At 33.5% G+C, this 25,374-nt stretch carries 20 protein-coding genes; 15 read left to right on the forward strand and 5 right to left on the reverse strand.

Annotated elements, in window-relative coordinates; all coding sequences use genetic code 11:
- Positions 1–14 precede the first annotated feature (14 nt).
- Both clpB and UH7x_RS19515 read left to right on the forward strand, forming a co-directional pair.
- Positions 15–2,615 carry an ATP-dependent chaperone ClpB gene (clpB, locus tag UH7x_RS19510; protein ID WP_482361602.1) on the forward strand — a complete coding sequence of 867 codons (2,601 nt, stop codon included), beginning with the start codon at positions 15–17 and terminating at the stop codon, positions 2,613–2,615.
- A gap of 115 nt (positions 2,616–2,730) precedes the next feature.
- The gene (locus UH7x_RS19515) at positions 2,731–3,327 is read left to right on the forward strand and encodes a TetR/AcrR family transcriptional regulator (protein ID WP_482361603.1); all 597 of its coding nucleotides are present in this window, start codon (positions 2,731–2,733) and stop codon (positions 3,325–3,327) included.
- 141 nt (positions 3,328–3,468) lie between these two features.
- On the opposite strand, the gene UH7x_RS19520 is transcribed toward UH7x_RS19515, so the two are convergent.
- Complete coding sequence (locus UH7x_RS19520) at positions 3,469–5,376, reverse strand: PorP/SprF family type IX secretion system membrane protein (RefSeq protein WP_482361604.1); 1,908 nt, start codon at positions 5,374–5,376, stop codon at positions 3,469–3,471.
- Between the two features lie 192 nt (positions 5,377–5,568).
- Between UH7x_RS19520 and UH7x_RS19525 the strand changes: the two genes are divergently transcribed.
- Positions 5,569–6,120, forward strand: a complete 552-nt coding sequence (locus tag UH7x_RS19525) for a SixA phosphatase family protein (protein ID WP_482361605.1) — start codon at positions 5,569–5,571, stop codon at positions 6,118–6,120.
- Here the strand turns inward: UH7x_RS19525 and UH7x_RS19530 are convergent.
- Complete coding sequence (locus UH7x_RS19530; RefSeq protein ID WP_482361606.1) at positions 6,098–6,850, reverse strand: DUF6503 family protein; 753 nt, start codon at positions 6,848–6,850, stop codon at positions 6,098–6,100. The two genes, UH7x_RS19525 and UH7x_RS19530, sit on opposite strands and share 23 nt — an antisense overlap.
- Positions 6,851–6,968: 118 nt before the next feature.
- Here UH7x_RS19530 and smpB point away from each other — a divergent pair, with 118 nt between their 5' ends.
- From smpB to UH7x_RS19555, 5 genes are all read left to right on the forward strand, one after another.
- Positions 6,969–7,433 carry an SsrA-binding protein SmpB gene (gene smpB / locus UH7x_RS19535; RefSeq protein WP_482361607.1) on the forward strand — a complete coding sequence of 155 codons (465 nt, stop codon included), beginning with the start codon at positions 6,969–6,971 and terminating at the stop codon, positions 7,431–7,433.
- 167 nt (positions 7,434–7,600) lie between these two features.
- Positions 7,601–9,067, forward strand: coding sequence for a Gfo/Idh/MocA family protein (locus UH7x_RS19540; RefSeq protein ID WP_482361608.1), 1,467 nt, complete (start codon positions 7,601–7,603; stop codon positions 9,065–9,067).
- 155 nt (positions 9,068–9,222) lie between these two features.
- Positions 9,223–10,806 (forward strand): SGNH/GDSL hydrolase family protein, encoded by a 1,584-nt coding sequence (locus UH7x_RS19545; RefSeq protein ID WP_482361609.1) that lies wholly within the window; start codon positions 9,223–9,225, stop codon positions 10,804–10,806.
- A gap of 65 nt (positions 10,807–10,871) precedes the next feature.
- Positions 10,872–11,504, forward strand: a complete 633-nt coding sequence (locus tag UH7x_RS19550; protein ID WP_482361610.1) for a DUF998 domain-containing protein — start codon at positions 10,872–10,874, stop codon at positions 11,502–11,504.
- A 141-nt stretch (positions 11,505–11,645) separates the two neighbouring features.
- A complete protein-coding gene (locus UH7x_RS19555; RefSeq protein ID WP_482361611.1) occupies positions 11,646–12,746 on the forward strand; it encodes a polysaccharide lyase family 7 protein in 1,101 nt (366 codons plus the stop codon).
- Between the two features lie 135 nt (positions 12,747–12,881).
- Here the strand turns inward: UH7x_RS19555 and UH7x_RS19560 are convergent, their stop codons facing one another.
- The 3 genes from UH7x_RS19560 to UH7x_RS19570 form a co-directional block, all read right to left on the reverse strand.
- The gene (locus UH7x_RS19560; RefSeq protein ID WP_482361612.1) at positions 12,882–13,370 is read right to left on the reverse strand and encodes a hypothetical protein; all 489 of its coding nucleotides are present in this window, start codon (positions 13,368–13,370) and stop codon (positions 12,882–12,884) included.
- Between the two features lie 43 nt (positions 13,371–13,413).
- Positions 13,414–13,644, reverse strand: coding sequence for a YodC family protein (locus tag UH7x_RS19565; RefSeq protein WP_482361613.1), 231 nt, complete (start codon positions 13,642–13,644; stop codon positions 13,414–13,416).
- Between the two features lie 95 nt (positions 13,645–13,739).
- Positions 13,740–14,216, reverse strand: coding sequence for an Hsp20/alpha crystallin family protein (locus UH7x_RS19570; protein WP_482361614.1), 477 nt, complete (start codon positions 14,214–14,216; stop codon positions 13,740–13,742).
- A 291-nt stretch (positions 14,217–14,507) separates the two neighbouring features.
- On the opposite strand from UH7x_RS19570, the gene UH7x_RS19575 reads away from it, so the two are divergent.
- The 7 genes from UH7x_RS19575 to UH7x_RS19605 all read left to right on the forward strand — a co-directional run bounded on the left by UH7x_RS19575 (position 14,508) and on the right by UH7x_RS19605 (position 25,336).
- Positions 14,508–15,968, forward strand: a complete 1,461-nt coding sequence (locus UH7x_RS19575; RefSeq protein WP_482361615.1) for a potassium/proton antiporter — start codon at positions 14,508–14,510, stop codon at positions 15,966–15,968.
- A 121-nt stretch (positions 15,969–16,089) separates the two neighbouring features.
- Positions 16,090–17,181, forward strand: a complete 1,092-nt coding sequence (locus tag UH7x_RS19580; protein ID WP_482361616.1) for an SGNH/GDSL hydrolase family protein — start codon at positions 16,090–16,092, stop codon at positions 17,179–17,181.
- A gap of 98 nt (positions 17,182–17,279) precedes the next feature.
- Positions 17,280–18,161 carry an alpha/beta fold hydrolase gene (locus UH7x_RS19585; RefSeq protein WP_482361617.1) on the forward strand — a complete coding sequence of 294 codons (882 nt, stop codon included), beginning with the start codon at positions 17,280–17,282 and terminating at the stop codon, positions 18,159–18,161.
- Positions 18,162–18,182: 21 nt separating this feature from the next.
- Positions 18,183–19,178: a glycoside hydrolase family protein gene (locus UH7x_RS19590; protein ID WP_482361618.1), complete on the forward strand. Its 996-nt coding sequence runs from the start codon at positions 18,183–18,185 to the stop codon at positions 19,176–19,178.
- Positions 19,179–19,481: 303 nt separating this feature from the next.
- Positions 19,482–22,577 (forward strand): hypothetical protein, encoded by a 3,096-nt coding sequence (locus tag UH7x_RS19595; RefSeq protein ID WP_482361619.1) that lies wholly within the window; start codon positions 19,482–19,484, stop codon positions 22,575–22,577.
- A gap of 1 nt (position 22,578) precedes the next feature.
- Positions 22,579–23,811, forward strand: coding sequence for a hypothetical protein (locus tag UH7x_RS19600; RefSeq protein ID WP_482361620.1), 1,233 nt, complete (start codon positions 22,579–22,581; stop codon positions 23,809–23,811).
- Positions 23,801–25,336, forward strand: coding sequence for a cellulase family glycosylhydrolase (locus UH7x_RS19605; RefSeq protein WP_482361621.1), 1,536 nt, complete (start codon positions 23,801–23,803; stop codon positions 25,334–25,336). The genes UH7x_RS19600 and UH7x_RS19605 overlap by 11 nt, the downstream gene beginning before the upstream one ends.
- The last annotated feature ends 38 nt before the right edge of the window (positions 25,337–25,374 follow it).

Consider the following 25,374-nt stretch of genomic DNA (forward strand, 5'->3'; position numbering starts at 1 on the left):
CAAAATATATAATTATGAACCCAAACAATTTTACAACAAAATCGCAAGAAGCGTTGCAGTTAGCGCAACAGCTTGCACAAGAATTTGGGCATCAACAAATAGAAAACGAACACATTTTCAAAGCCATAATGCAGGTTGATGAAAACGTACTACCTTTTTTATTAAAGAAACTAAGTGTAAATGTTTCTTTGCTCAATCAGATATTAGATAAAGAATTAGAAAGCTATCCGAAGGTTTCGGGTGGCGAAATTATGCTTTCTAGAGAGGCAGGTAAAACTGTAAACGAAGCAAGTATAATTGCAAAAAAAATGGACGATGAATATGTTTCAATAGAGCATGTTTTACTTGCCATTTTTAAATCTAAAAGTAAGATTTCGCAAATTCTAAAAGACCAAGGTGTTAATGAAAAACACTTAAAAGCAGCTATTGAGGAATTAAGAAAAGGCGGAAAGGTTACTTCGCAAAGTGCAGAAGAAACGTATAATGCTCTGGATAAATATGCACGGAATTTAAATCAAATGGCAGATAGTGGAAAGTTAGACCCTGTTATCGGCCGTGATGAGGAAATTCGTAGAATCCTTCAAATCCTTTCGAGAAGAACTAAGAACAATCCAATGTTAGTAGGTGAACCAGGTACTGGTAAAACTGCTATTGCAGAAGGGTTAGCGCATAGAATTGTACAAGGTGATATTCCCGAAAATTTAAAGGATAAAGTAATTTACTCTTTAGATATGGGGGCTTTAATTGCTGGTGCAAAATATAAAGGTGAATTTGAAGAACGTTTAAAATCAGTAATTAAGGAGGTAACGAGCTCAGATGGCAACATCGTTTTATTTATTGATGAGATTCACACTTTAGTAGGCGCAGGTGGTGGACAAGGCGCTATGGATGCTGCAAACATTTTAAAACCTGCATTAGCGCGAGGAGAACTCCGAGCGATTGGTGCAACCACATTAGATGAATACCAAAAGTACTTTGAGAAAGATAAAGCACTAGAACGTCGTTTTCAAAAAGTTATCGTAAACGAACCAGACACGGAAAGTGCAATTTCAATTCTCAGAGGTATAAAGGAGAAATACGAAGCACACCATAAAGTAAGAATTAAAGATGAGGCCGTAATTGCCGCCGTTGAATTATCGCAGCGATATATTACAAACCGATTTTTACCAGATAAGGCAATTGATTTGATGGACGAAGCAGCATCAAAACTGCGAATGGAAATCAATTCAAAACCGGAGGAGCTCGATGTGCTAGATCGTAAAATAATGCAATTAGAAATTGAGATTGAAGCTATAAAACGTGAAAACGATAAAGCAAAATTAAAATCTTTAAATGCAGATTTAGCCAATATAAAAGAGGATCGAAATGAGATTTTCGCAAAATGGGAAAGTGAAAAAACTGTAGTAGACAATATTCAAAAAACGAAAGAAAATATTGAAAACTATAAAATTGAAGCAGACCGTGCAGAGCGTAATGGTGATTATGGTAAAGTTGCTGAGTTGCGTTATGGCAAAATAAAAGATGCCCAAGAAAAGTTAGATCAACTTAACCTTGAAATGCAAGAACAGCAAAATGGAAACACACTTATTAAAGAAGAAGTTACCAATGAAGATATTGCCGAAGTTGTTGCAAAATGGACAGGTATTCCGGTAACAAAAATGTTACAAAGTGAACGTGAAAAATTATTGTTATTAGAAGATGTTTTACACAAGCGTGTTGTAGGACAAGAAGAAGCTATAGAAGCCGTTTCTGATGCAATAAGAAGAAGCAGAGCTGGTTTACAAGATTCTAAAAAACCAATTGGATCCTTCTTATTTTTAGGTACAACCGGTGTTGGTAAAACAGAACTTGCAAAAACATTAGCAGCGTATTTATTTGATGATGAAAATGCAATGACACGTATTGATATGAGTGAATATCAAGAACGCCATTCGGTAAGTAGATTAGTTGGTGCACCTCCAGGATATGTTGGATACGATGAAGGCGGACAATTAACAGAAGCTGTTCGACGTCGCCCATACTCTGTTGTGCTGTTGGATGAAATTGAGAAAGCGCATCCAGATACTTTTAATGTATTGTTACAAGTTTTGGACGAAGGAAGATTAACTGATAATAAGGGTAGAGTTGCAGATTTTAAGAACACCATTATTATTATGACAAGTAATATGGGAAGTCATATTATTCAAGAGAAATTTGAAAATTCTAAAGACATTCACAGTGCCACTGAAGCAGCACGAGTTGAAGTTCTCGGGTTGTTAAAACAAAGTGTACGACCAGAATTTTTAAATAGAATTGACGATATCATAATGTTTACTCCGTTAAATAAGGAGAACATAGCTGAAATTGTACGCTTACAAATAGATCAATTGAAAAAGATGTTAAGCAAACAGCACATTACTATTGATGCTACTGAAGATGCAATTCTGTATTTAGCAGAAAAAGGTTATGACCCTCAGTATGGTGCAAGGCCAATTAAACGAGTTATACAAAAAGATGTCTTAAATAATCTTTCTAAAGAGCTTTTAAAAGGTACGATAAAACCAGAGAGCATTGTTTTAATTGACAGTTTTAATGATGAATTAGTTTTTAGAAATCAAGATCAATTAGTAGAGTAATAAAATACAATTGCAAGAGAGCACCTTTCATATTTTTTTATGAAAGGTGTTTTTTTATGGAATATAAATACCATGCAGTATATAGTTTTTTTATATTCGTATAAAAATAAGGCACATGTCAAGCAAGGCGGAAAGAACTTCACAATACATAATAGAGACCGTCGCCCCTGTTTTCAATAAACACGGTTATATTGGAACCAGTATGAGCGACTTAACAGAAGCAACTGGTTTAACGAAAGGTGCTATTTATGGCAATTTTGAAAACAAAGAGGCTTTAGCACTAGCTTCATACGAATATAATAGTAAGCTGTTACTTGCTAAGATTGACGAGCTTCTAGTAGTTTCTGGCACAGCTTTAGACAAAATTTTTAATTTAACTAAGTTTTACAAACAGTACGATGTTTTCACTATTGAAATGGGCGGATGTCCTGTTTTAAATACTGGAGTTGATGCATTTAATAACAATCGTTTGTTGACTGCTGCTAACCGTGAAATTCTCCGAGATATTGAAGGAAAAATTGCTTTAGTTTTAGAAAATGGTGTTCAAAGAAAAGAAATCAATTTACCAGTAACACCGTTGCAGTTTGCCAAGCAATTATTTACAATGCTAATGGGTGCAACATCAATGTTTACAATTACTCAAGATCGTAAGTACCTTATTAACACGGTTGCATATCTCGATTTATTAATTAAGAATGAGCTTGCAAAATAAGCTTCTTATCCTCCCCTATTTAAAGCAATAAGCACTAATTAAAACTACAAGTTTTAATATTTAAAAAACCTAGTGAGCTATATTTTTTGGCACACTGAAATTTTGCTTTTAGAAAGTACTGAGATTTCATAATTTAATTTATTATTTACCCACCACTCTAAAGACCCAAGTCTTTTCTGCGTAGCGACCATTAAAATTACTATCTCTTGCTTTACGCGCTTCAGTCATCGTATTGTAACGCTCTAGATATACATAGTTATAATTATTTTTACTTCTTAAGAAAGTCTGAGCGTTGACACCTTTTCTTTTTAAATCTGCTAAGAATGCATCATGATATTTCTTCGTGCCAAATACATTAGCAATTAAATAAAATCCAGGTTCCAGTCCATCTTCGGTTTGAACTTCTTCGTATTTCTCACCGGCTTTAGGTTGCACTGTTTCAGGTTCAACTTCAGTAATTGCAGCCTTAGCTTGTGCAATTGAATCTTGTACCCGTTCCAATTCTTTTGCTTGTAATAGGTCTTGCGCTTTTTTAACAGCTGCTATAGAGTCTATTCGTTTTTGAGCTATAGCTTTTTCTGCAATGGCCTTTTCATTTGCCAAGCGTTCAAGTTCAGCTTTCTTTTCGTCCACCTCTTTTGCGTTAGCAGCTTTCATTTCATTTGCTTTCGCCTCGGCTTTGCGTAACTCTTCCCTTTGCTTTTCTTCTAACGTAGCAGCTTTTGCATCTGCTAATTCTTTTTCTTTCGCTTCTTTTAAATCTTTCTCTATTTGTTCTTGTTCAGCTTTTGCAATGCGAGCATTCTCTTTTGCTTCTTCTGCTAACTTATCTTTTTCAGCTTTAGCCAAACTTTCTTGTTCTTTCTTCAAACGCTTCGCTTCCGCCGCAGCTACTTTTTCAGCCTCCTTTTCCGCTTTACGTTGTTCTTTGGTATTTGTTACTTCCGCAACTTCAGCTATTTCTTCTGTAACCTCACTCACTACACTTTCCGTTTTAGAATCTTCCGTTTCTTCATCTTTAGATTCCTCAGTTTCATTAGCAAGTTCTTCAGCTTTCTTAAGTTCTTCTTTTATGTCTTCTTCATCACCCAGAACAACTTCTTCTTCAATATCTTCTCCATAAACTTCAGTTACATCTCGTTCTTCAGCTTTCCCTAAGAAATAAGAAGCTACAAGTTCAAACGAAGGATCTTTAGAATTAATAGAAGCACTTGTACCAAACTCAAATACAGCACCAAGATTAAACTTTTTTAGAAATGTACCACCAGCACCAATACCTACACCATAAAAATTATTATATCCAACTTGTGCCCAATATTTTGCAGTACGTAATAAAGAAAGTACTCCAATCTGATTTTGTTGTTGTGGTATTGTACGTAAATACAACGAAGGTCTAATTAATGCTTTTTGTTTCCCAAGATTCAAAGGAAAATCATAAGACATCATCCCCATAAAAATCTTATCCGCCGCAGGTGTATTCGATTCTTTTGCTCTAAAGTTATAATCAAATAAATTCTCAGATGCCAGACTTAATGTAAGACGTTCAACACTTAAAGAAGCACCTGGAGCCCATTGCAAAATAAAATCACTAGTCGTTCCAGAAACCGGTAAAGGCAATTGTGAATCTTCTTGAAAACGCGTGTCGGCTAATTCTTGTACAAAACCGAAAAGGTTAAAACCATAAGCTAAACGAACACTTTTGCTAAACTGAATTTGTCTGGAGTAATTTACAACCCCTCCCGTATTAAAAAATATACCAGTATTATGTTGAAAAAAAGCAGCACCAACGGCAGACTTTTCATTTAGTCTTCTTGTATAATTTACATACAATGTGGTGGGGTCAGCATCAATATCTTGCCACTGCCAACGGGTCCATACAGCTACAGATTCAGGATCATTTCTATCTAATGCAAAAACGGGGTTAAAAAGACTTGAATTATAGCTTGTAAGATTATGCTGTCTGAGGTCAGCGGGAAGACGTACTTCGTCCTGAGCTGAAATCTTAAAAACAGATAAGAAAATTAAAATAGGTAGTGTGATTCTGAGCATATGCAAAAAAACAAAAAACAACGAGTTTTGCATACTATTTTTCGATTATTTTAGTTTGAATATGTGAAAAGTTGTCAACAATTGATGTTGGCCTCAATAATACCAAACAAAATACGTCGTTAAGCTATTAGAATTATTTAAAAAATACTAGCATAACGTCCTCGATTTAATCGAGAAATAAATTACTTATCAATGAAAACATTTCGACTTTTATTACTGTTGTCGTTAACTATCGGTTTTTTAGGTTGTAAAGATGAGCCTAATAATGCTGCTGTTGAACAAATTATTGATGAAGGTACCACTACATTTTACTTAATTCGCCATGCAGAAAAAGACCGTTCAGACCTAGACAATACTGATCCAGAATTATCACAAAAAGGACTAGGTCGTGCAATGCACTGGGCAGAAATTCTTTCTGAAGTTCCAATCGATGCGATATATTCAACAGATTACCAACGTACAGCTATGACTGCTGCACCTACTTCTGTAAAAAAAGATGTTGATGTAATTTATTACGACCCTAGCAGTATGGATCTTGCTCAATTTAAAACAGACAATTTAAACAAGAATGTTTTGGTTGTAGGTCACAGCAATACCACGCCAGAATTTGCAAATCAGTTATTGGGTGTTGATAAATATTACGAGTTAGATGATAGTGATAATGGAAGCCTTTTTATTGTACAAATCACAAATGGAATTGCCACCGCTCAAAAACTAAACTTTAATTGTAATTGCCCGGATTAACTTGAATATTCTTTAATTCAATTTTAGAGAGAAATTCTAAACTACCGCCATTATACAAACTGTCTATTTTAAAGATCGATGTATTTAGATCTTTGGTTTTAAAATTCTTGTAATCTACAAAACGAATTCCGTTTATATATCTTTCGTTGAAAGCTTCTCTAAAGCGCATGCCTCCTCCATCAGTATGAAATTCATATGCTAAATAATCTGGTGTAAAACTGTTGGTATTAAACCAATAAATATAGGTGTCATCAAAATCGTCACCTCCATTTTCTTGTTCAAATGTAACTTTTACTTTATAATAATTTTTATCATTTAAATCTACTTGACCAAGCAGTTCTTTTTTAACCGCAGGATCATTTAATCCGTAGGGTAAGTTCGCAAAATAATGTACAGAATTTATAGAATTTGCATACTTAATTGCCATGGAATCTTCCACCTCAATTAGATTGTCATTTACAAATCGCTCAAATTTTTGATTGGAATACACATCTAAAATAGTATCGACATCATTAATACTAATTCGTTTTAAAACTTGTTCATCCGTAGCATTTTCAGAAATATATTTTAAATCTCTAAAAGTGAAACTGCGCGTAGAATTTTGATATAACGCTCCCCCACTCACTTCAATACTTTTATCTACTATTTGTTGTGCGGTTAACTGTTCTTTTGTATTTGATTTACAAGCAGCTAAACTTAGAATACTAATAAAAACAACAATTCTATTCATACTTTTATCTTATTTTTCACGGCTATTTTAGACTAATAGCACTATTAATCGTAAAAAGCATACATTCATTACACAAGAATACTAGGAAGCTTATTATAATTGTTACTATTTTTACATCGTGGTACAGAAAAACATCAATATAAAAAATAAGAAAGCTCGTTTTGAGTATGAACTGCTAGACAAATATACAGCAGGAATTGTTTTATCGGGTACAGAGATAAAATCGATTCGGTTGGGTAAAGCATCTATTACCGAAAGCTTTTGCGAGTTTAATGAAAAGGGCGAGCTCTTTATTATTAATATGCAAGTAGATGAGTATTCTCATGCCTCACATTTTAACCACAGACCAAAAGCAGCCCGAAAGTTATTATTGAATAAACAAGAGCTTAAAAAGCTTTTAAAAGAAGTAAACTCATCGGGTAATACTATAGTCCCCTTAAATCTCTTCCTAAACGATCGTGGGCTGGCTAAAATGAACATTGCCTTAGCAAAAGGTAAGAAGCTTTACGATAAACGCGAAACGATGAAGGATCGCGATAATAAAAGAGATTTGGCCCGTATTAAAAAGAGTTTTAATAATTAAGCAGCGTTAATTGCATAGTACTATATAAAATGCTTCACTCACGTTTCTTTATCAAAAAACAAGTGAAAATTTAGCACCCTCCATTTATTAACAAAATTAAAATTTCTGCACTTTTTTATTTGGTCAAACTTCTTTAATTTGGAATACAATTAAAAACCAGACCACTAATGAGTAAAAAAGACAAGAATAACAACAAAAATTCTCGTAGAAATTTTATTAAACAAGGGGCACTTGCCTCCTCTATTTTTATTGTACCACGACATGTTTTAGGCGGACCAGGATTTATTTCACCAAGCGACCGATTAGCACTTGCTGCCATTGGCGCAGGTGGAAAAGGAGCTAGTGACATTAGAAATGCATCTGTAAATGGCCGCGAAAAAGTAGTCGCTTTGTGCGATGTAGATTTTTCTGGATCAGCTAAATCATCTGTAGAACGTTTTCCGAAGGCAAAATTATTTGCTGATTTTAGAGAAATGCTCGATAAGAAAAAGAATATTGATGCGGTAACAATTTCTACTCCCGATCATGTTCACGGTCCGGCAGCTAAATATGCAATGGAACGCGGAATAGATGTTTACGTTCAAAAACCAATGACACATAATATTCGTGAAGCACGTATCCTTACCGAAATGGCTCGCGAAAAAAAGATCGTTACTCAAATGGGTAACCAAGGCGGTTCTAATCCTTATTTAGATATTGTTCAAAAATGGATAGACGATGATAAAATCGGAGCGGTTTCTAAAGTTCAAGTTTGGACCAATAGACCAGTTTGGCCACAAGGCGGGCCTTTTCCAACACCAGATGTAAGTAAAAAACCAAGTGCATTGAATTGGGATCTATGGCTAGGTCCTTCACCTACTATTCCATACACGCCAAACTTACACCCATTTAGCTGGCGTGGTTGGTGGGACTACGGCACAGGTGCCCTTGGCGATGTAGGTTGCCATTTAATTGATATTCCTTTTAGAACCTTGGGGCTTAAATACCCAACAGATGCAGAATGTAGTGTAGGTGCTGTTTATTCTGATATGTGGACGGCTGATTACAACCCAGATGGATGCCCAGCATCGTCTTTTATCACCTTGCATTTTGACGCTACGGAAAAAAGCAAATCTAAAATTGAATTAACATGGAGCGATGGAGGTATTCGTCCGTCGCACCCAGATATTATTCCTGCTGATCATGATATAGGTGGAAAAGATAGCGCAAATGGTGTTTTAATTATTGGTGAAAAAGGAATTATTTCAACCAATATTAATGATAGTTCGCCATTAATGCCAAAATTATATTTGAATGATGGCACAACAGATTTCGGACCTGAAGAAGAAAATTTTGATGAACCAGAATATGGTCACCAACGTTTATGGGTTGATGCTTGTAAAGCAGGATTTGGAAGTGCAGAACATTTAGGACTTACCTCCTCTTTCGATTATGCCGGCCCAATGACTGAAACAGTACTTATGGGTAATTTGGCTATTCGTTCATATTTATTACGTCGTGAAAACGAAGAAAAGAAAATGGAATTCTTTGGGCGTAAAAAATTACTTTGGGATGGTGAAAACATGCGCATTACTAATTTTGAAGAAGCAAACCAATTTGTTGGCAGAACCTATCGCAAAGGTTTTGAGGTATAGTTAATTCCTTAGAAATTTAGCAGCATTAAAATACATCGTTGAACACTTTATGAAGGTGTAAAACGATGTATTTTGTTTAAAAAAACATCTGTTATACGAAAAGTATTTCTGGCTACTATAAAAATCAACTCAATGAAAATATAAAATCGAAATCAATGAAATTTGGAGTTACATTAATTATCTTTTTAATTCTAACAAATTCCTTAGCGCAACAAGATCCGCAATGGGACAGTAGCAAGAAAGACCAATGGCCAGAAGAGTGTCAAAAAGTAAGTATTCCTTCTACATTAGATAATGAGAATCAGTCCGCAATCTTCCATCCATCAACAAAAGAAAATAGTCCATTAGTTATAAGCCTACATACCTGGAGTGGAGATTATACACAAAAAGATACATTGGTAGTCGATTGTATAAAAAGAAATTACAATTACATACATCCCGACTTTAGAGGAGCCAATAAAACATTTAAAGCCACGGGCAGCAACTATGTAATTCAAGATCTTGAAGATGCCATTGCCTACGCCATTAAACATGGTAAAGTGGATATTAACAATATTCATGTAGTTGGCACTAGTGGAGGTGGCCATGCTACCTTACTTGCATACATGAATACAAAATATCCTGTAAAAACCTTCTCGGCATGGGTGCCAATTTCAGATTTAAAAAAATGGTATTACGAATCTGAAGGTAGAAGTAATAAATATGCCTTAGACATTGCTTCATCAACAGTAAAAAATTCAAATTTTGATTCGAATAATTATTATTTAGGTGAAGAAGAAGCTATAAAACGTTCTCCGTTTTATATGCACACCCCTGTTGAAAAGAGAAGAAAAAGTAAACTGTATCTCTATGCAGGCATTCATGATGGTTATACTGGATCAGTACCCATAACGCAATCTTTAGACTTTTATAATAAAACTGTTTCCGCTTTTGACAGTATAGACACTACGGCCTTAGTTCCTGAAAAAGATATTTTGGAAATGGTTACCGCTAGAAATTTTATTAGCGTGACGAAAGACTCACTAGCTGGCAGATTAGTTCATTATGAAAAAACATATCGCGATTTACTTAAAATCACAATTTTTGAAGGTACACATGAATGCCTCACAAGTGTTGCACTTAATCAGATAACTGGGAATAAAATTTTGACTATTGGCGACTCTAATGGCGCCCATGAAAATGGTTGGGTAAATCAGCTAAAGAAATCAAATTTTAAAGATTTTATTTATAACACAAGTATTTCTGGCAATACTATTGGGTTTGATAATCTTGAACAATCCAAGCTCAATACTTTAAAAAATATTGACGCTTATATGGATGCCGCAAATAAAAATCTAGGAGGTTTAAATAAAATTGTAATAATGCTTGGCACTAATGATTGCAAAGCTGTTTTTGATAATCGGAAAAAAGAAATTCCGGATAATATGAACAAGTTGTTACAGCTGATTAAAGCGCATCCGGTATATATAGAATACCAACCACAAATTTTCGTAGTTTCACCCCCACCCTGTGGTGAAGATTATATAATGAAAGAGAAATATCGTGGTGCCTCCCAAAAGGTAAAATGGTTACTAAAAAAGTTTGAGAAAGTAGCGAAAAAAAATAACTGTAACTATATTGACATTCACTCAACACTAGCTCCTGATTGGGCAACATTAGCGAAAGATGGTATTCACCCAGAGAAAGAAGGTCAGCTTTTAATGTCGAACATTATAAATGAACGAATTAAACAACAGTAACAGAATTTAAACACTATATAGGAGTTTTAATTAACACCATTTTATCTGGAATTAGAAAGTAAATAATGAATAATAAAATAATATTTTTAGTTGGATTTATTGGTGTTATTTTATTTACCAGCACCTGTATTATTGGTGGACTATTAATCGACAACTATAGTGTTACGAGTCAGTATATAAGTGAAACATTTGCAATAGATACTGTATATGGAATGCAATTAAGAATCTTTGGCCACATTCCGAGTGGCATCTTATTTGCAATTTTTGGATTTTTAGGGTACAAATATTTTCCGCCTTCTAATTTAGTTAAAATTGGATTTTTCGGACTTGGTTTATTTTATGGTATTGGCACCATTGTAGTTGCCATATTTCCTTGTGATAGTGGTTGCAATAGCGATTTTATAAATCCTAGTTTTTCGCAAATCATTCATAATTTAATGGCGTTATTAGTGTATGTTTTTGTTCCTATAAGTATCATTCTGACAGGTATCGGATTAAGAAAATTCGAGAACTACAAGCGCCTTTCAAGTATTGCGATTGTCTTAGGAATTTTAAGTGTTGTATTTGTAAACTTATTGATAACCGACCCCGATTCAGTATTCAAAGGCATTTATCAACGTATTATAGAATCGTTGATTTTAATATGGATACTTATTTGTGCTTTTAAAATTAGAACAACGATAAGAATCCGGGACTAGTTATTATTTCCAACTAATTGTTTAAACACTCATTCATATTTAAAAAGCTATCTTTAAGATTAATGACTCCAATTCTTGTAATTAAAGTTTAGGATTCTATAAACTTAAATGTTCAACAATTTTAACTCTAATACTAAGAAGATGATTAAAAAAAATAACCTGTCAGTAGCAACAATTTTTATTCTTGGTATTTTCCTCGTACTCGTTAGTTGTAAAAATAAAGCTGAAAAAACCACAGAAACACAAGAAGCAAAAGAAGTAGTCAAAACTGTTTATGCGAGTGATGTCATTCCTTTTTTCGATGATTGGAAATTAATTTTAGGCGATGGTTCAAATGTTGGTATTGCTAACAAATTTGAAAATAAAGATTTTTTCTATACCAAAAATGATGGTAAAACAGATTGGGTAGTTTACAAAGCACCCAATGCTGGCGATACTCACGGCACCTCTAACAATACAAGAACAGAACTAGCCCAGGCTAAAAAATGGTATCCTAAAACTGCAGATGATAAATTGACAGCTACATTAAAAGTTATGAATGTTTCTGCTACTGGTGATGCTCGTGTTGCGGCTTCACACGCTGTTGTTGTAGGCCAAATTCATAGTGCTGATGCTCATGAAAATGAACCGTTAAAAATTTTCTACAAGAAATTTCCTGGGCATACAAAAGGTTCTGTTTTTTGGCATTACGAAATAAATACTGCCGGTGATGATAATTCTAAAAGATGGGATTATTCAACAGCTGTTTGGGGCAATGACTTTTCTGTTGTTGGTACAGCTCCAAACACCTACCCAGAAGAACCAAAAGATGGTATTGAATTGGGAGAAGAGTTTAGTTATGAAATTGAAGTAAAAGATGGTATAATGAACTTAAAATTCTCAAGTGAAGGACACGAAACTAAAACATTTACAAAAAACTTAATCGAATCGGAGTTCGCTACAAAAGCCGATATACCAGAGCAAACGAAAAAATTATTTGTTCCCATAGGCCAAGATGGTGTAGAACGTGAAAGCGCATATACCGGTGAAGGTTGTTTTTTTAAGCTAGGTTGTTACAATCAAACAAATGGTAAATCTCCAGATGTAAATATGAACTGGTGCTCTGGTGCAGAAACACATGGTGGTGATATTCAAAAACAATATGCAGATGGAAATTATGCGGAGGTTTGGTTTAAAACAGCGAGCATACAAATTAGCGATGCTTCAGTATCTAACGATGGCTACTTTGCTAAGAATGATTAAGGTAGAAATTGGGCGTCATTGCAACTTTTTATCTAAAATTCCCTAATATTTAAAAGTAGAAAAGTCCTTACGGACTTTTCTACAACTGAACAAAATCAAAATTTACGCACAAAGATTAACAACCACTTTTTAGAATTAATTTATCTCTTCTGGACCTATAAATTCTGAATGATATTTTTCTAGAAATTTTTTCTGTTTTGCTATCATTTGTTCTCTTATTTTATCAACATTCATGAAATCTTTACCAAAGCTACTTCCAAAAAAATCTTCATTAAAAAAACGTTTACTAAAAAGTGAATCTTGAGAAAAAATATCTTCAAAACCTTCATCTTGAAATTTTGAAAAACTAGAATAAAATCTAGACTTAAAAGATTTCATCAAACTATCTTTAGCTACAGAAGACAAGCCATTATAGTCTTCATTAGAAGACCATGAGTAAATACTATCATAGCGTATTAAATTCCCAAGCTCATCAAATTCTTTATCAACTTTCCAAGCTCCTTTAGGTTCTTTGTCACCATTTTTTTCAACGTCATTTAATGCTTCCTTACCCGTATCGTGTGTTTGTCCGTTACAGCTAATACTTAAAGAAGCAATTATTAAAAACAAAATATACTTTTTCATCTTTTAAAATATTAAGCTTCAATTTTCTTATACTTTTCATATTTTATATTTTAAACAAACCACCAGTTTCAATCATTTTTATTAGATTGTTTTGGTGGAACACATCAGACTGTCGCTCACCATTTTTATACCATACACATTCTAAATACCTATCGTTGCTTTCCGAACCTATAAAAGAATCCTTTTTTGGAACATATTTAAGTACTACCATTTTGGGAGCGCCAATTTTCCCTTTTAGTTTTACCCATTCTCCAGGTTTAAATTTTCTCGGCATAACAATATCGTATAAAGATTAAAATAGTATTGTTAAGATGAGGCTGAAAAATTCGGCCCCATCTTAACAACATAATCTAAAGCCTAATGATATAACTACGAAATTTTAATAGTTCTTGCTGGCTTTTGTTTTGCCTCTTCTTTTTTCGGTAAAAGAATGCTCAGGATACCATCTTGGTAGTTTGCCTTAATTTTTACTTCATCAACGCTTTCTGGCAAATTAAAAGTTCTTTTGAAAGAAGAATAGCCAAATTCTCGTCGCGTAAAGTTTTCTCCTTTCTGTTCATTTTCATCCTTCGTTTCAGTAGAAATCGATAACAATTGATTATCGAGATCTATATGAAAATCGGATTTTTTTAAACCAGGAACGGCCATTTCTACCCTAAAATCATCGGCAGTTTCCTTTATGTTTACTTTTGGTAAAGTAATACCTGTATTAAAATTTGAAGTAAACACAGATGGTAAATCTCTATTAAAGATATCCTCTATCCAGTTAGACAAAGTTGGGAAGCTTGTATTTGAATTAGTGTTTGCCAAACCTCCATTTTTAGGAACATTTACTAAATTGCTCATAATAACAAAATTTTAATTAAACAATATTTCAAATTTGAAATCAACTGCGATTTCAGAAATTTTTATACAAAAAAAATGCCAAAACAAAATTTTCTCTTTCCTTCTTTTCAACTATAATTCATAAGCTGAAATCTTGTCAGAATTCTGAATAAATGTCATATTTTATTTTCAGTTTATGACATATTTTCTTTTGCCTAATCTATATACTATTAAAAAACATCAGCAATTTAATGTCCTCTTACTTAAAGAGAAGCGCTAACTTTGTATAGCGAATCTTGTGAAAAAGAATTAATGAATTTAACAATTGAAAACATACTATTAGTAGGTTCTTTGCTCCTACTAATAAGTATTTTTGCAGGTAAAACATCTTACAAATTTGGCGTTCCTACATTACTCCTCTTTTTGGCAATTGGAATGTTGGCGGGTTCCGATGGTATTGGAGGAATTCATTTTGACGATCCTAAACTTGCACAATTCATTGGCATTGTTTCCTTAAACTTTATTTTATTTTCTGGTGGACTCGATACTAGTTGGAAGGCCGTTAAGCCAATTCTGTGGGAAGGAATTGCCTTATCTACATTAGGTGTTTTATTCACCGCAGTTTCTTTAGGCACTTTTGTATGGTATATAACGGACTTCACAATTTACGAAAGCTTACTATTAGGATCAATTGTTTCATCTACAGATGCTGCCGCTGTATTCTCAATTTTACGTTCTAAAAGCCTCGCATTAAAAACAAATCTACGACCCACTTTAGAACTAGAAAGTGGTAGTAACGACCCGATGGCTTATGTCCTGACCATTGCATTTTTAACATTAGTAATTAATCAAGATCAAAGTTTTCTATCGATAATTCCTATGTTTTTACAACAAATGATTTTAGGTGGATTAGCAGGGTTTGCATTTGGTATGCTTAGTAAGTATATCATAAACAAAATTAAACTTGACTTCGAAGGACTATATCCTGTTCTAGTAATCACTTTAATGTTTATTACCTTCTCTGCAACGGATTTTGTTGGAGGTAATGGCTTTCTTGCCATATATATTTGTGCCGTTTATTTAGGTAATCAAGACCTTATACATAAGAGAACTATTTTAAAAATGTTCGATGGTTTAGCTTGGTTAATGCAAATTGTACTATTCTTAACATTGGGCTTATTAGTTTTTCCTTCGCAGATAATTCCGTACATGGGTGTTGGTTTGCTTATTTCTTTATTCTTAATAGTTATTGCGAGACCTATTGGTGTATTTCTCAGTCTCATCTTTTTTAAAATGAAATTGAGAAGAAGATTTTATATTTCCTGGGTCGGCTTACGCGGTGCTGTACCAATTGTATTTTCAACCTATCCACTTTTAGCAGGTATCGATAAGGCAAACATGATTTTCAACATCGTATTCTTTATTTCAGTTACTTCTATTTTAATTCAAGGCACTACGCTTTCTGTTGTTGCGAAATGGTTTAATGTAGGTATGCCAGAAAAAGCAAAGAAATTGAATGCAACCGATTTGTTGTTAGCGGAAAACCCGAAGGCTGAAATGAAAGAAATACTAATTACATCTAACTGTATTGCTGTAGATAAAAAGTTAGTGCAGTTAGGCTTTCCAAGAAATGCTATCATAGCTATGATTAAAAGAGAGGATAGTTATATAATTCCGAATGGCTCAACTGTAATAGAAGCTCAAGACACACTAATTGTGCTTGCCGATAGACCACAAGTTTTCGAGGAAGTAAATAAAGTACTGAAAACATAACTTAGCAAAGAAACGGTAATATATAAATCCATTAGAAATAATTAAATTTAGCTTACTTAATACTGTATTCCAGATTTATAAAGAATGTAGTAACCAACCTAAATTTAATTACTTCTTATTGATGAAAAATTCTACCCTCAACAAACTGCTTCTTGGCTTAGTGATTTTAATGGGCACAGTTCTACTTTATTGCTTCATTACTAAAAATAAAGAAGAGACTCCTGTAAAAACCAATGTTACTACTAAAGAAGAATTCCAAGTCTTAAAAAAAGAACTTACAAATTTGACACTTAAAGATGGCGAGGAATACAAACTTATAAACTCAGCCTTAAAACAAAATTTCAAAATTTCTTTTAGCGGTTTCATTGAGCAGTTCGATAGTTTAATAATCGGTAAAGGTTCTGGTAGATATCTATCAAGTAATATACTGTTAACCAAAGACAGTCTTATATGCAAGAAGGTTACCAACATTGAAACAAGAAAAGCGTACAAGCATAACTTAAAAATGCAAAAAGGTTTAACTATCAATATCAAGAGGAAACTAGATTCAAGTTTTGTTACTATAATAAATGAGAAAGACACCTTGCAAATCAATTCTGATTTCGTGGGTATGAACAGTCCTTTTGTACGTTCAATGGGCAGTATTATTAATATTGACAGGTTTAGTTTTAATAGTGACGAGTATAAAGCAAATGTCTTTATTTTCGGCGACAGCTATGTGAATTGTGCTAGTCCTAAAAGATGGCCCTATTACATTTATAATAAAGATTATAAATTTTTATGTGATGGACTACCAGGTGGAAGGTCTATTGATTCCTATGGCTTTTTAACTTCAGCTCTTTCAATTCATAAACCAAAATATATCATATGGTGTTTGGGTATGAATGATAAAAGTGATGCATTAATCGCAGATGCAGAATGGAAAGTTTATACCGAAAAAGTAATAGATTTATGTAAACAAAATAATATTAAATTAATCCTTTCTACCATTCCTTCCGTGCCTTCCAGAAACCATAAAGAGAAAAATAAATTTATAAGAGAATCGGGATATCGATTTATTGACTTTGATAAGGCGGTATCTGATGGTGATGGTAATTGGTCACATGATTTACTAGCTAAAGACGAAGTTCACCCAACAGCTATCGGCGCCAAAAGATTAGCTAATCAATTTCTTATAGATTTCCCACAAATTGAGAATCAAGAGAATAATTAATTGCAAATCACCACAACTAATATCCTAAGAAATAAATTGAAGGAAAATTTTATACGATAGTAATTCTCTATTTTTAAACAATTAAAAGCACTTGTATATTGAATAAAGTTGACCAACATATCATCCTAAACGATGGAAGAAAACTGGGGTTTGAAATCCATGGTAGTTCAGATGGTTATCCTATTATTTATTGTCATGGTTCACAAAGTTCTCGTATCGAAATGCATTATGACATGTCTTTTGCTGTCGAAAATAAATTGAAAATAATAACCATAGATCGCCCTGGGCATGGTATTTCAGATTTTAACCCTTGCGGTACAATTCTCACTTTTGTCAATGATGTTAAGCAATTAATTGAAAAATTAAAAATTGATATGTTTTCTGTAGCTGGTATGTCAGCAGGTTCACCATTTGCTCTTGGAATAGCACATCAAATGCCTAAAAAAGTTAAAAAGGCCGCAATTATTAGTGGCTTTGCACCTTTGAATTCTGAAAGCAAAAAATTACTATCAAAAAAGGTGAAGTTAATGCTGAATCTAGCAAAGTCAACTCCATTTCTATTAAAAATATTACTTAAAATTCAAACTAAACAATTAAATAAAAACCCAAAAAAAGTACTCCAAAATTTTTTAAAAATAATGAGTGTACCTGATCAAAAGATTCTTGAAAACGAAGCCGTAAAGAATATTATTGAAAGAATGTTCGTTGAAGCTTTTCGACAAGGAAGTGCCGGTGTAGCTTATGAAATATCTAAAATACTAGTAAAAGACTGGATGTTTGAATTAAACAAAATTCAAGTTCCTATTACATTCTGGCAAGGGAAAAATGATAACAACGTTCCGTATCAATGGGCAGAATTAATGAAAAATAAAATTAAAAATTCAACTTTGAATTTGTTTCCAGATGAAGGACATTTAGTGATTTTTCAACATGCAGAAGTAATATTTGCAGCGCTGAAGCCCGGTATAAATTTAAAATAGAAATAAGTATCAATTTAAAATATGATTTCAAACAAACAACTTCGTATTGCTCTATTAGTTTTTACACTTTTCATTATTAATAAAACTAATTCACAAAGCTCAATTTTAAATAATTTAAAATCTCCCATACTTTTTGAAGGAAATGATTCTGTTGCATATCGAGACCCCGCAATTCTGTATCACAAAAATATCTTTCACCTATTTTATACGCTAGTTAAATCTGAAAACGGATTAATCTATTCGTATACAGCTTTAAGTACTTCAACCAATTTACAACATTGGAGCCCCCAAAAAATAATTACACCAAAAAATCAGAATTTAAATTTCTGCAGTCCAGGGAATGTTATTCGATTTGAAAATGAATGGATATTAAGCTTACAAACTTATCCAAGACCTAGTTTGCGAGCAATAGATGAGACAAGTTATGGAACTGCTGATGCTAGGGTTTTTATAATGCGAAGTAAAGATTTAGAAAATTGGAGCGAGCCTGAGCTTTTAAAGGTAAAAGGCTTAGATGTAAAAGAGTCTGAAATGGGGAGAATGATTGATCCATATTTAATAGAAGATAAAAATGAAAAAGGCAAATGGTGGTGCTTTTACAAACAAAATGGTGTAAGTATGTCTTATAGTTACGACTTTAAGAATTGGATGTATTGTTGTAATACAGAGTCCGGAGAGAATGTTTCCGTATTAACTGAAAATGATGAATACATTTTGTTCCATTCACCTCAAAATGGTATTGCAATTAAGCGTTCCAAAAATCTTAAAAACTGGAAAGACTGGGGTAATTTAATTGTTTTAGGACAAGATAAATGGCGTTGGGCTAAAGGTCGAATTTCTGCTGGAACAGTAATTGATCTTAGATTAGATTATAAGTTTGGAAAGTACCTTATGTTTTATCATGGTTCTGGACCAAAAACTGAAGAAGAAGGTGATTTTGATAAAAATGCTTCATTAGGAATTGCTTGGAGCGATGATTTAATTAATTGGAATTGGCCCATTACAGAAGGTAAATAAATAGTAAGAACACTATATCCCAATTTAGATAATCTAAACCGTATAGCTGTTAAGCAGGCAATAATTCGCTAATTATCACTCGCCTATTTTAAACTTAATTTTTCTAGAAAATCAAATGTACCCAGAAAGAATAACAGATAGATTCTAATTCTATTTGGAAATATCTTTTTATAGAATACTAGAAACCAAAAAGACGAATTCGGATTCTGTCTACTATCATTAACCTCATCGATATACTACACACCCATAATTAAGGGAAATATATACAATAATAACAGCTTTATTTTGTTATATTTTCTTACAATGAAAGTCATTCAAAGAACAAATACTTTATTAATACTAGCCTTGATTATTGGGCTAGCATTTCATGGTTCAAGTATTTTCTTCACACTAGAATATACTTATGATGCTTTAATTCATTTATTCTTTGCTAGTCACTACGCTGCAGATTGGTTCGAGCCTTGGGATTATCACTGGTATACTGGCTTTACAGTACAATCGTACCCTCCTTTAATTCATCAAACGATTGGATTGCTATCACATATTGGTGGACTTAAATTCGGTATGTTCACCGTAGGTATTATAGGTATTGTATTATTTATTACAGGTGTTTATAGGTTTGCTGCATTAATGACAGGCAATAAAAGGGTTGCCGGTTATACAGCGCTTATTGCTGTTTTTTCATCCACCTTTATAGAAACTTTGCACATTTTCGGCCAATTACCGAGTATTTGTGCACTATCAATACTTTTACATGTAATGTCTGAGATTTATCTCTGGACAAAAACAGGGAAGTACAGATACTTATTATCATCATTAACCTTAATAGCTGTTACTGTTACCTCGCATCATGTTACTCCAATTTTTGGTATGGTCTTTTTTATATTCCCATTATTAGGAATGGCTGTAATGGATGCTGCTCGAGAAGAAGTACCAACCATTAAAGACGTATCCTTTAAAGTATTCTACAAAGCATTTAAAAAGAGTTTTTGGCGAATTGTTATTTTTGGAGGTGCATCATTAGTGTTAATAATTACGTGTATTCTCCCCTATTGGTATAATTCAAAAAGGAATCCGATAACACAAGTCCCAATACCACATGGTTCGAGAGATAACTTTTTAGAAGTAACCTCGTCGGGCTTAGTTTTCTTTGTTATTCCATGGGGAATATTGCTTTTTATTATGCCGTATCTCTTTTATCGATTTTACAGTAAACGATACATGTTTTTCGGAATGTCCTTTACCATGCTTACAATTTTAGGTACTGGAGGAACAACACCCATTCCACTAAAGTTACTAGGTGAAACTGCATTTAATATTTTAACCTTAGACCGGTTTACTTTATGGGCGACAATTATGGCGCTCCCAATTTTTGGAGAATTTGCTTATCGATTTGTAGAAGGAGATTTAAAAGAGCGAATACAAGCAATGTATGGTCGTGTTTATCATAGAATATTAGGTGGTGCTTTAGCTGGCGGACTTTTACTTATGGTTGGTTTTACAATGACTCTAGGATACTTTAGACCTTCGCAGCCATCACAAATTAAGATGCTACCCATTGTAAATTTTCTAAGTCAAGATTCGCATGATGCATGGCGTTATTTACCTCTAGGATTTGGTGATCAAATGGCATGGTTATCAGCTCAGACAATGGCTATGACTGTCGACGGAAATTATCATTCGGCGAGAAGATTACCAGAATTGACTACAAGAGCAATAGAACGTATTGAGAATTCAAAATTTCGCGGTGTAGAGGGTATTGGCTCTTTGCAACAGTTTTTAACGGTGCCAGAGAAATACAATTTAAAGTATATTTTCTCTAATGATAAGTTCTACGACCCTATACTCTATTTCTGCGGATGGCAACGTTTACAGCAATTAGAAAATGGAATAATGGTTTGGGAAAAATTAAATGTACCTCCACTTCCCGAAATATTACCAAAAGAACATACACCTTTGTTTTTAAATATAATGTGGGGCTTTATACCAATGCTAACAGTAATATTTGCTTTTATAGTGAATATTATGATGCTTTGGCTGAGAAAACTTAAAGCGCGCAAAGGTGAACTTCCAAATTTTATGCAATTATCTGTAGCATATGACAAGTTTCCAAAGAAACTTGTTTTAATAAACCACATATGGGCAGTTATTGTGTTGCTTTGTTTGGGTTACGGTCTCTATATATTTTATATTAAAAATACAGCACAATTATCCCCAAAAAATACAGTTCAATCGTATTATGATGCCATAGATTTTAAAGAATTTGAAAGAGCATACTCATACCTTGACCCCAATGCAAATGTTACCATAGACCAATATATGTTAGAGGTTTCTGTAACAGATGGTATACTAAGTTCCTATGCCAAATTAGATTCTATAGGCATTGAAATTATTGACGAAACCGATATTAGTGCAAAAGCCAAGGTTGGAACAAGATGGATAACTCCTTTAGAACGGGTTCATAAAAATTTCTACCATGAACTTATAAAAAACGATGGTAAGTGGTATGTAAAAACTAAGAAAAAAGATAGTGACATTCCACCAGATCAACTTTTTACAGAAAATACAACAACGTTCTATAATCATGGTAGACGTAAAATAACCACCCAACAAACACACCATGAAGATGTATTAAAACAACCTGTACTTGAGATTTTAAGTGCTAAAGTAGTTAGTTATAATGGGCAATATAGTATTATTGGAGAATTACAAAACGTTGACGATGTACCTGCAGACGTTGTGGTAAAAGCTACATTATATAACGATTTAGATAAGGAATTGGCAGTGTATAATGCAAAGTTTCATATGAAACATAAATTAATGCCTAAAGAAACGACACCCTATAAAGTAAACTTTGAGGGTATTGCATGGGCTTCTACCAAAGACACTATGCCACCAACTTTCGATCCAGATTATTTTACTCCAATAGCACTGGAAGAACAACCAGTAAAATTCAATCTGCAATCGGCAGGTAATGTCGCCAATACAGATTTATATAAAAGTGTTGCACTCCAAAATTTAGAAATAACAAACCATGGAATTAATGGGGAACTATATAATGGTGGCATACAAGAAGTAACAATACCTCAGCTACTAATTTCGTACTATGACGAGAATCATGAATTGCTTTGGGTAGACCATCAATTTATGCCAGAAGGTGTTCGGGTTCAAAGAAAACAGTTTTTCAATTATAAGCCTCTAAACATAGATGACCTTAAGGTAATAGAGAGTAGTCTAGAGAATTGTTTTGTAAACGGTTTACCTAATGCATCAATTTCAAAAAAGGTTTTTCCAAATCGAGATCATAGCCATAATCATGCACAAGACCAACCATATAAAGGAGAAGGGTTTTCATTTATAAAATTTGATGTTAATAATTACGTCGGAAATCCTAAGTAAAATGAAAAAGTTATGCTACTTCATCATAATTCTCTGCCAACTATCTTGTTCCGACAAGGCGGTGAATAATGCTATTGAAGTAGAAACAATTAGTGTCATTTTACTAAGCCAAAAAACAGCTTATATTGCTAATGATAGCATCAGCCTAACTTTTAAAACTAATAGCGGTGCCGATAGTAAGCTTATGCTTACGAATGCTTTTGGCAGCTCTATAATATCACCCGAGAAAAAAGATGATAAGCTAATATTTGCCTTCCCTAAATCGTATAGTAGGAAAGCAGGTCCGTGTAACTGGGCATTAATATTGGATGGAAATGAAACAAAAAAAGGGAGCTTAAAAATCCTGCCTGAAACTGAATCGAAAGCAACATTAGAAACCTATTTTGGGCCAAGAAGTATAACAGCAGGTAATACTGATTATTCAATGCTAATTTCTGTGACCACTGATCCTTATGATAATATATACCCTGAAGGAACTGAACTTTCATTTCAATCACAATTTTTAGAGGATATCTCAGAATTTACCATTCCTTCTAAAGATTATATATCGTGGAGAAATATAAAGGCTACCCACAAGTCGGGAAGAATATTAGTACATACATCTTTTGAAAGCGTTACTTCTAAAGAATTAACCACAATTGTGTTTCCTACAAATGCCGAATCATTCACAATTGAGGCCGACCGCAATCACATTTATGCAGATGGTAATCAAATTTTAAAATTACGTACAGATGTCATAAAAGATGAATACAAAAATATAATAAGTGATGGCACCATGGTAAATTTTATTATAGAAAATTTAGCTGGAGCATACTTAAAAACCGCCGCCCCAACTATTAATGGTATTGCTAAAGCTTCTATACTTCATCCATCAGAAAAAGACACTTGGAATATTACGGCTTATGTTACTGGAGCAGCCAAAAGCAATAGTCTTACTACAAAATTTGAAACAGCAATAGTCGATTATCCAGTTTCGTTTTCAAACTTTAATCGTTCTGTAGTAGTGGGCCCATTGAAGAGTTTTATGAAGCAATTGATACCCGATGGAATATCGATTCAGCTCGATATTTATGACGACACTGGCGATTTTCTTGAAAGTAAAAAGGTGAGTTCAGTAAATGGATTAGGCAAAATTGAAATCCCCAAAGAATATCATCCTAATGGAGATTATAAGCTTATAATTAAAGCAGCCGGAATAACTAAGAAATTCGATGTAAAACTAGATGAAGAATAAGCTAACAAAAAATATCTATAGAGTTCTATTGATTGCTTCTTTTATAGCCATCAACGGTCTTATTTTATCAGGTATTGGAGCCGTTCTGTCTTATTTAAATACGGGTGCAGATAAATCTTCGATGCTTCATTTAGAAGTGCCAATGGATAAAGTATATGCACCTAAGGTAACTTGGGGAAATACTGATAATCCTGGGCGGCCAATGGAGAAACAAACATTACAAGAAATAGAACGAGATTACTTAAATGCCTGGCACGTGCGTAATATAGCATATAAGAAAAATGACCGCTATGGTGTTGCTGATTTTTATACAGATAGTGCCCGGGCTCGTATTTTTGAACATATCGATTTTAATATTAAAAACGAGAATTCATATAAAGCAACAACGTTAGAACATTTTCCGGAATTAGATTTCTATAGTGAAGATGGAACCTTAGTAGTTTTTACTGATACTAATGTAGAACGTTATCAAGAAACTTATATAGGCGATTCACTTTTATTCCAACAGAAAGACACTACCAATTATCAAGTAATGATGTTGTTAGAAGATGGTTTTTGGAGAATAAGACACTTTAACGAAATACAGCAACAGAAAATTAAAGAAACTAAAATAAAACGAAATATTAATGCAATAGTAGCTGATATTCCTAATGTAAAGGGATTGAATTATTATCCACGAAAAACACCTTGGGAAACTTTCGGAAAGAATTTTAACGATACAATAATCGATTGCGATTTCAAGATAATAACAGAAATGGGGTTAAATACAATCCGCATTTTTGCACAGTATGAAGATTTCGGAAAAGCTGATGTAAAATTCAAAAAACTAAATAAATTAAAAAGGGTATTGGACTTGGCTGAAACAAATAATTTAAAAGTTATTATAACACTTTTCGATTTCTATGGGGACTATGACATTCCAAATTGGACCTTAACCCAAAGACATGCGGAGAGTATCGTGCATGCGGTTAAAGAGCATCCAGCATTATTGGCATGGGATATTAAAAATGAGCCAGACTTAGATTTCGATTCTAGAGGTCGCCGTATGGTACTTTCATGGCTTAAGGAAATGAATACCAAAATAAAACTTTGGGATCCCAATCATCCTACCACTATTGGGTGGTCTAGTCCAGAAGCCGCAGCTGAACTGGTTGATGAAGTCGATTTTGTATCGTATCATTATTATAGAAAGCCAAAAGATTTTTTAACTGCTCACAACCATTTAAAAAAAGCTGTGAACGAGAAACCTATTGTCCTGCAAGAATATGGTTACTCATCTTATGATGGCCTATGGAATTTATATCAAAGCAGTGAAAAAGAACATATAGCATATTATACTACCATGCAGAATCAATTAAAAGATGCGGGAATACCATTCATATTTTGGACACTTCATGATTTTGAAAAAGTACCTACTGCTGTAGCGGGTAGTTTACCTTGGAAGACAAAAAAACAAGGTTATTTTGGACTTATTGACCATGAAGGGAACAGAAAGGAAATATTCAATATTCTAATACAAAAATAAAAAAGGGGAATAACATTAATTGCTATCCCCCTTACATT

The sequence above is a fragment of the Aurantibacter sp. UH7 genome (assembly GCF_056839165.1).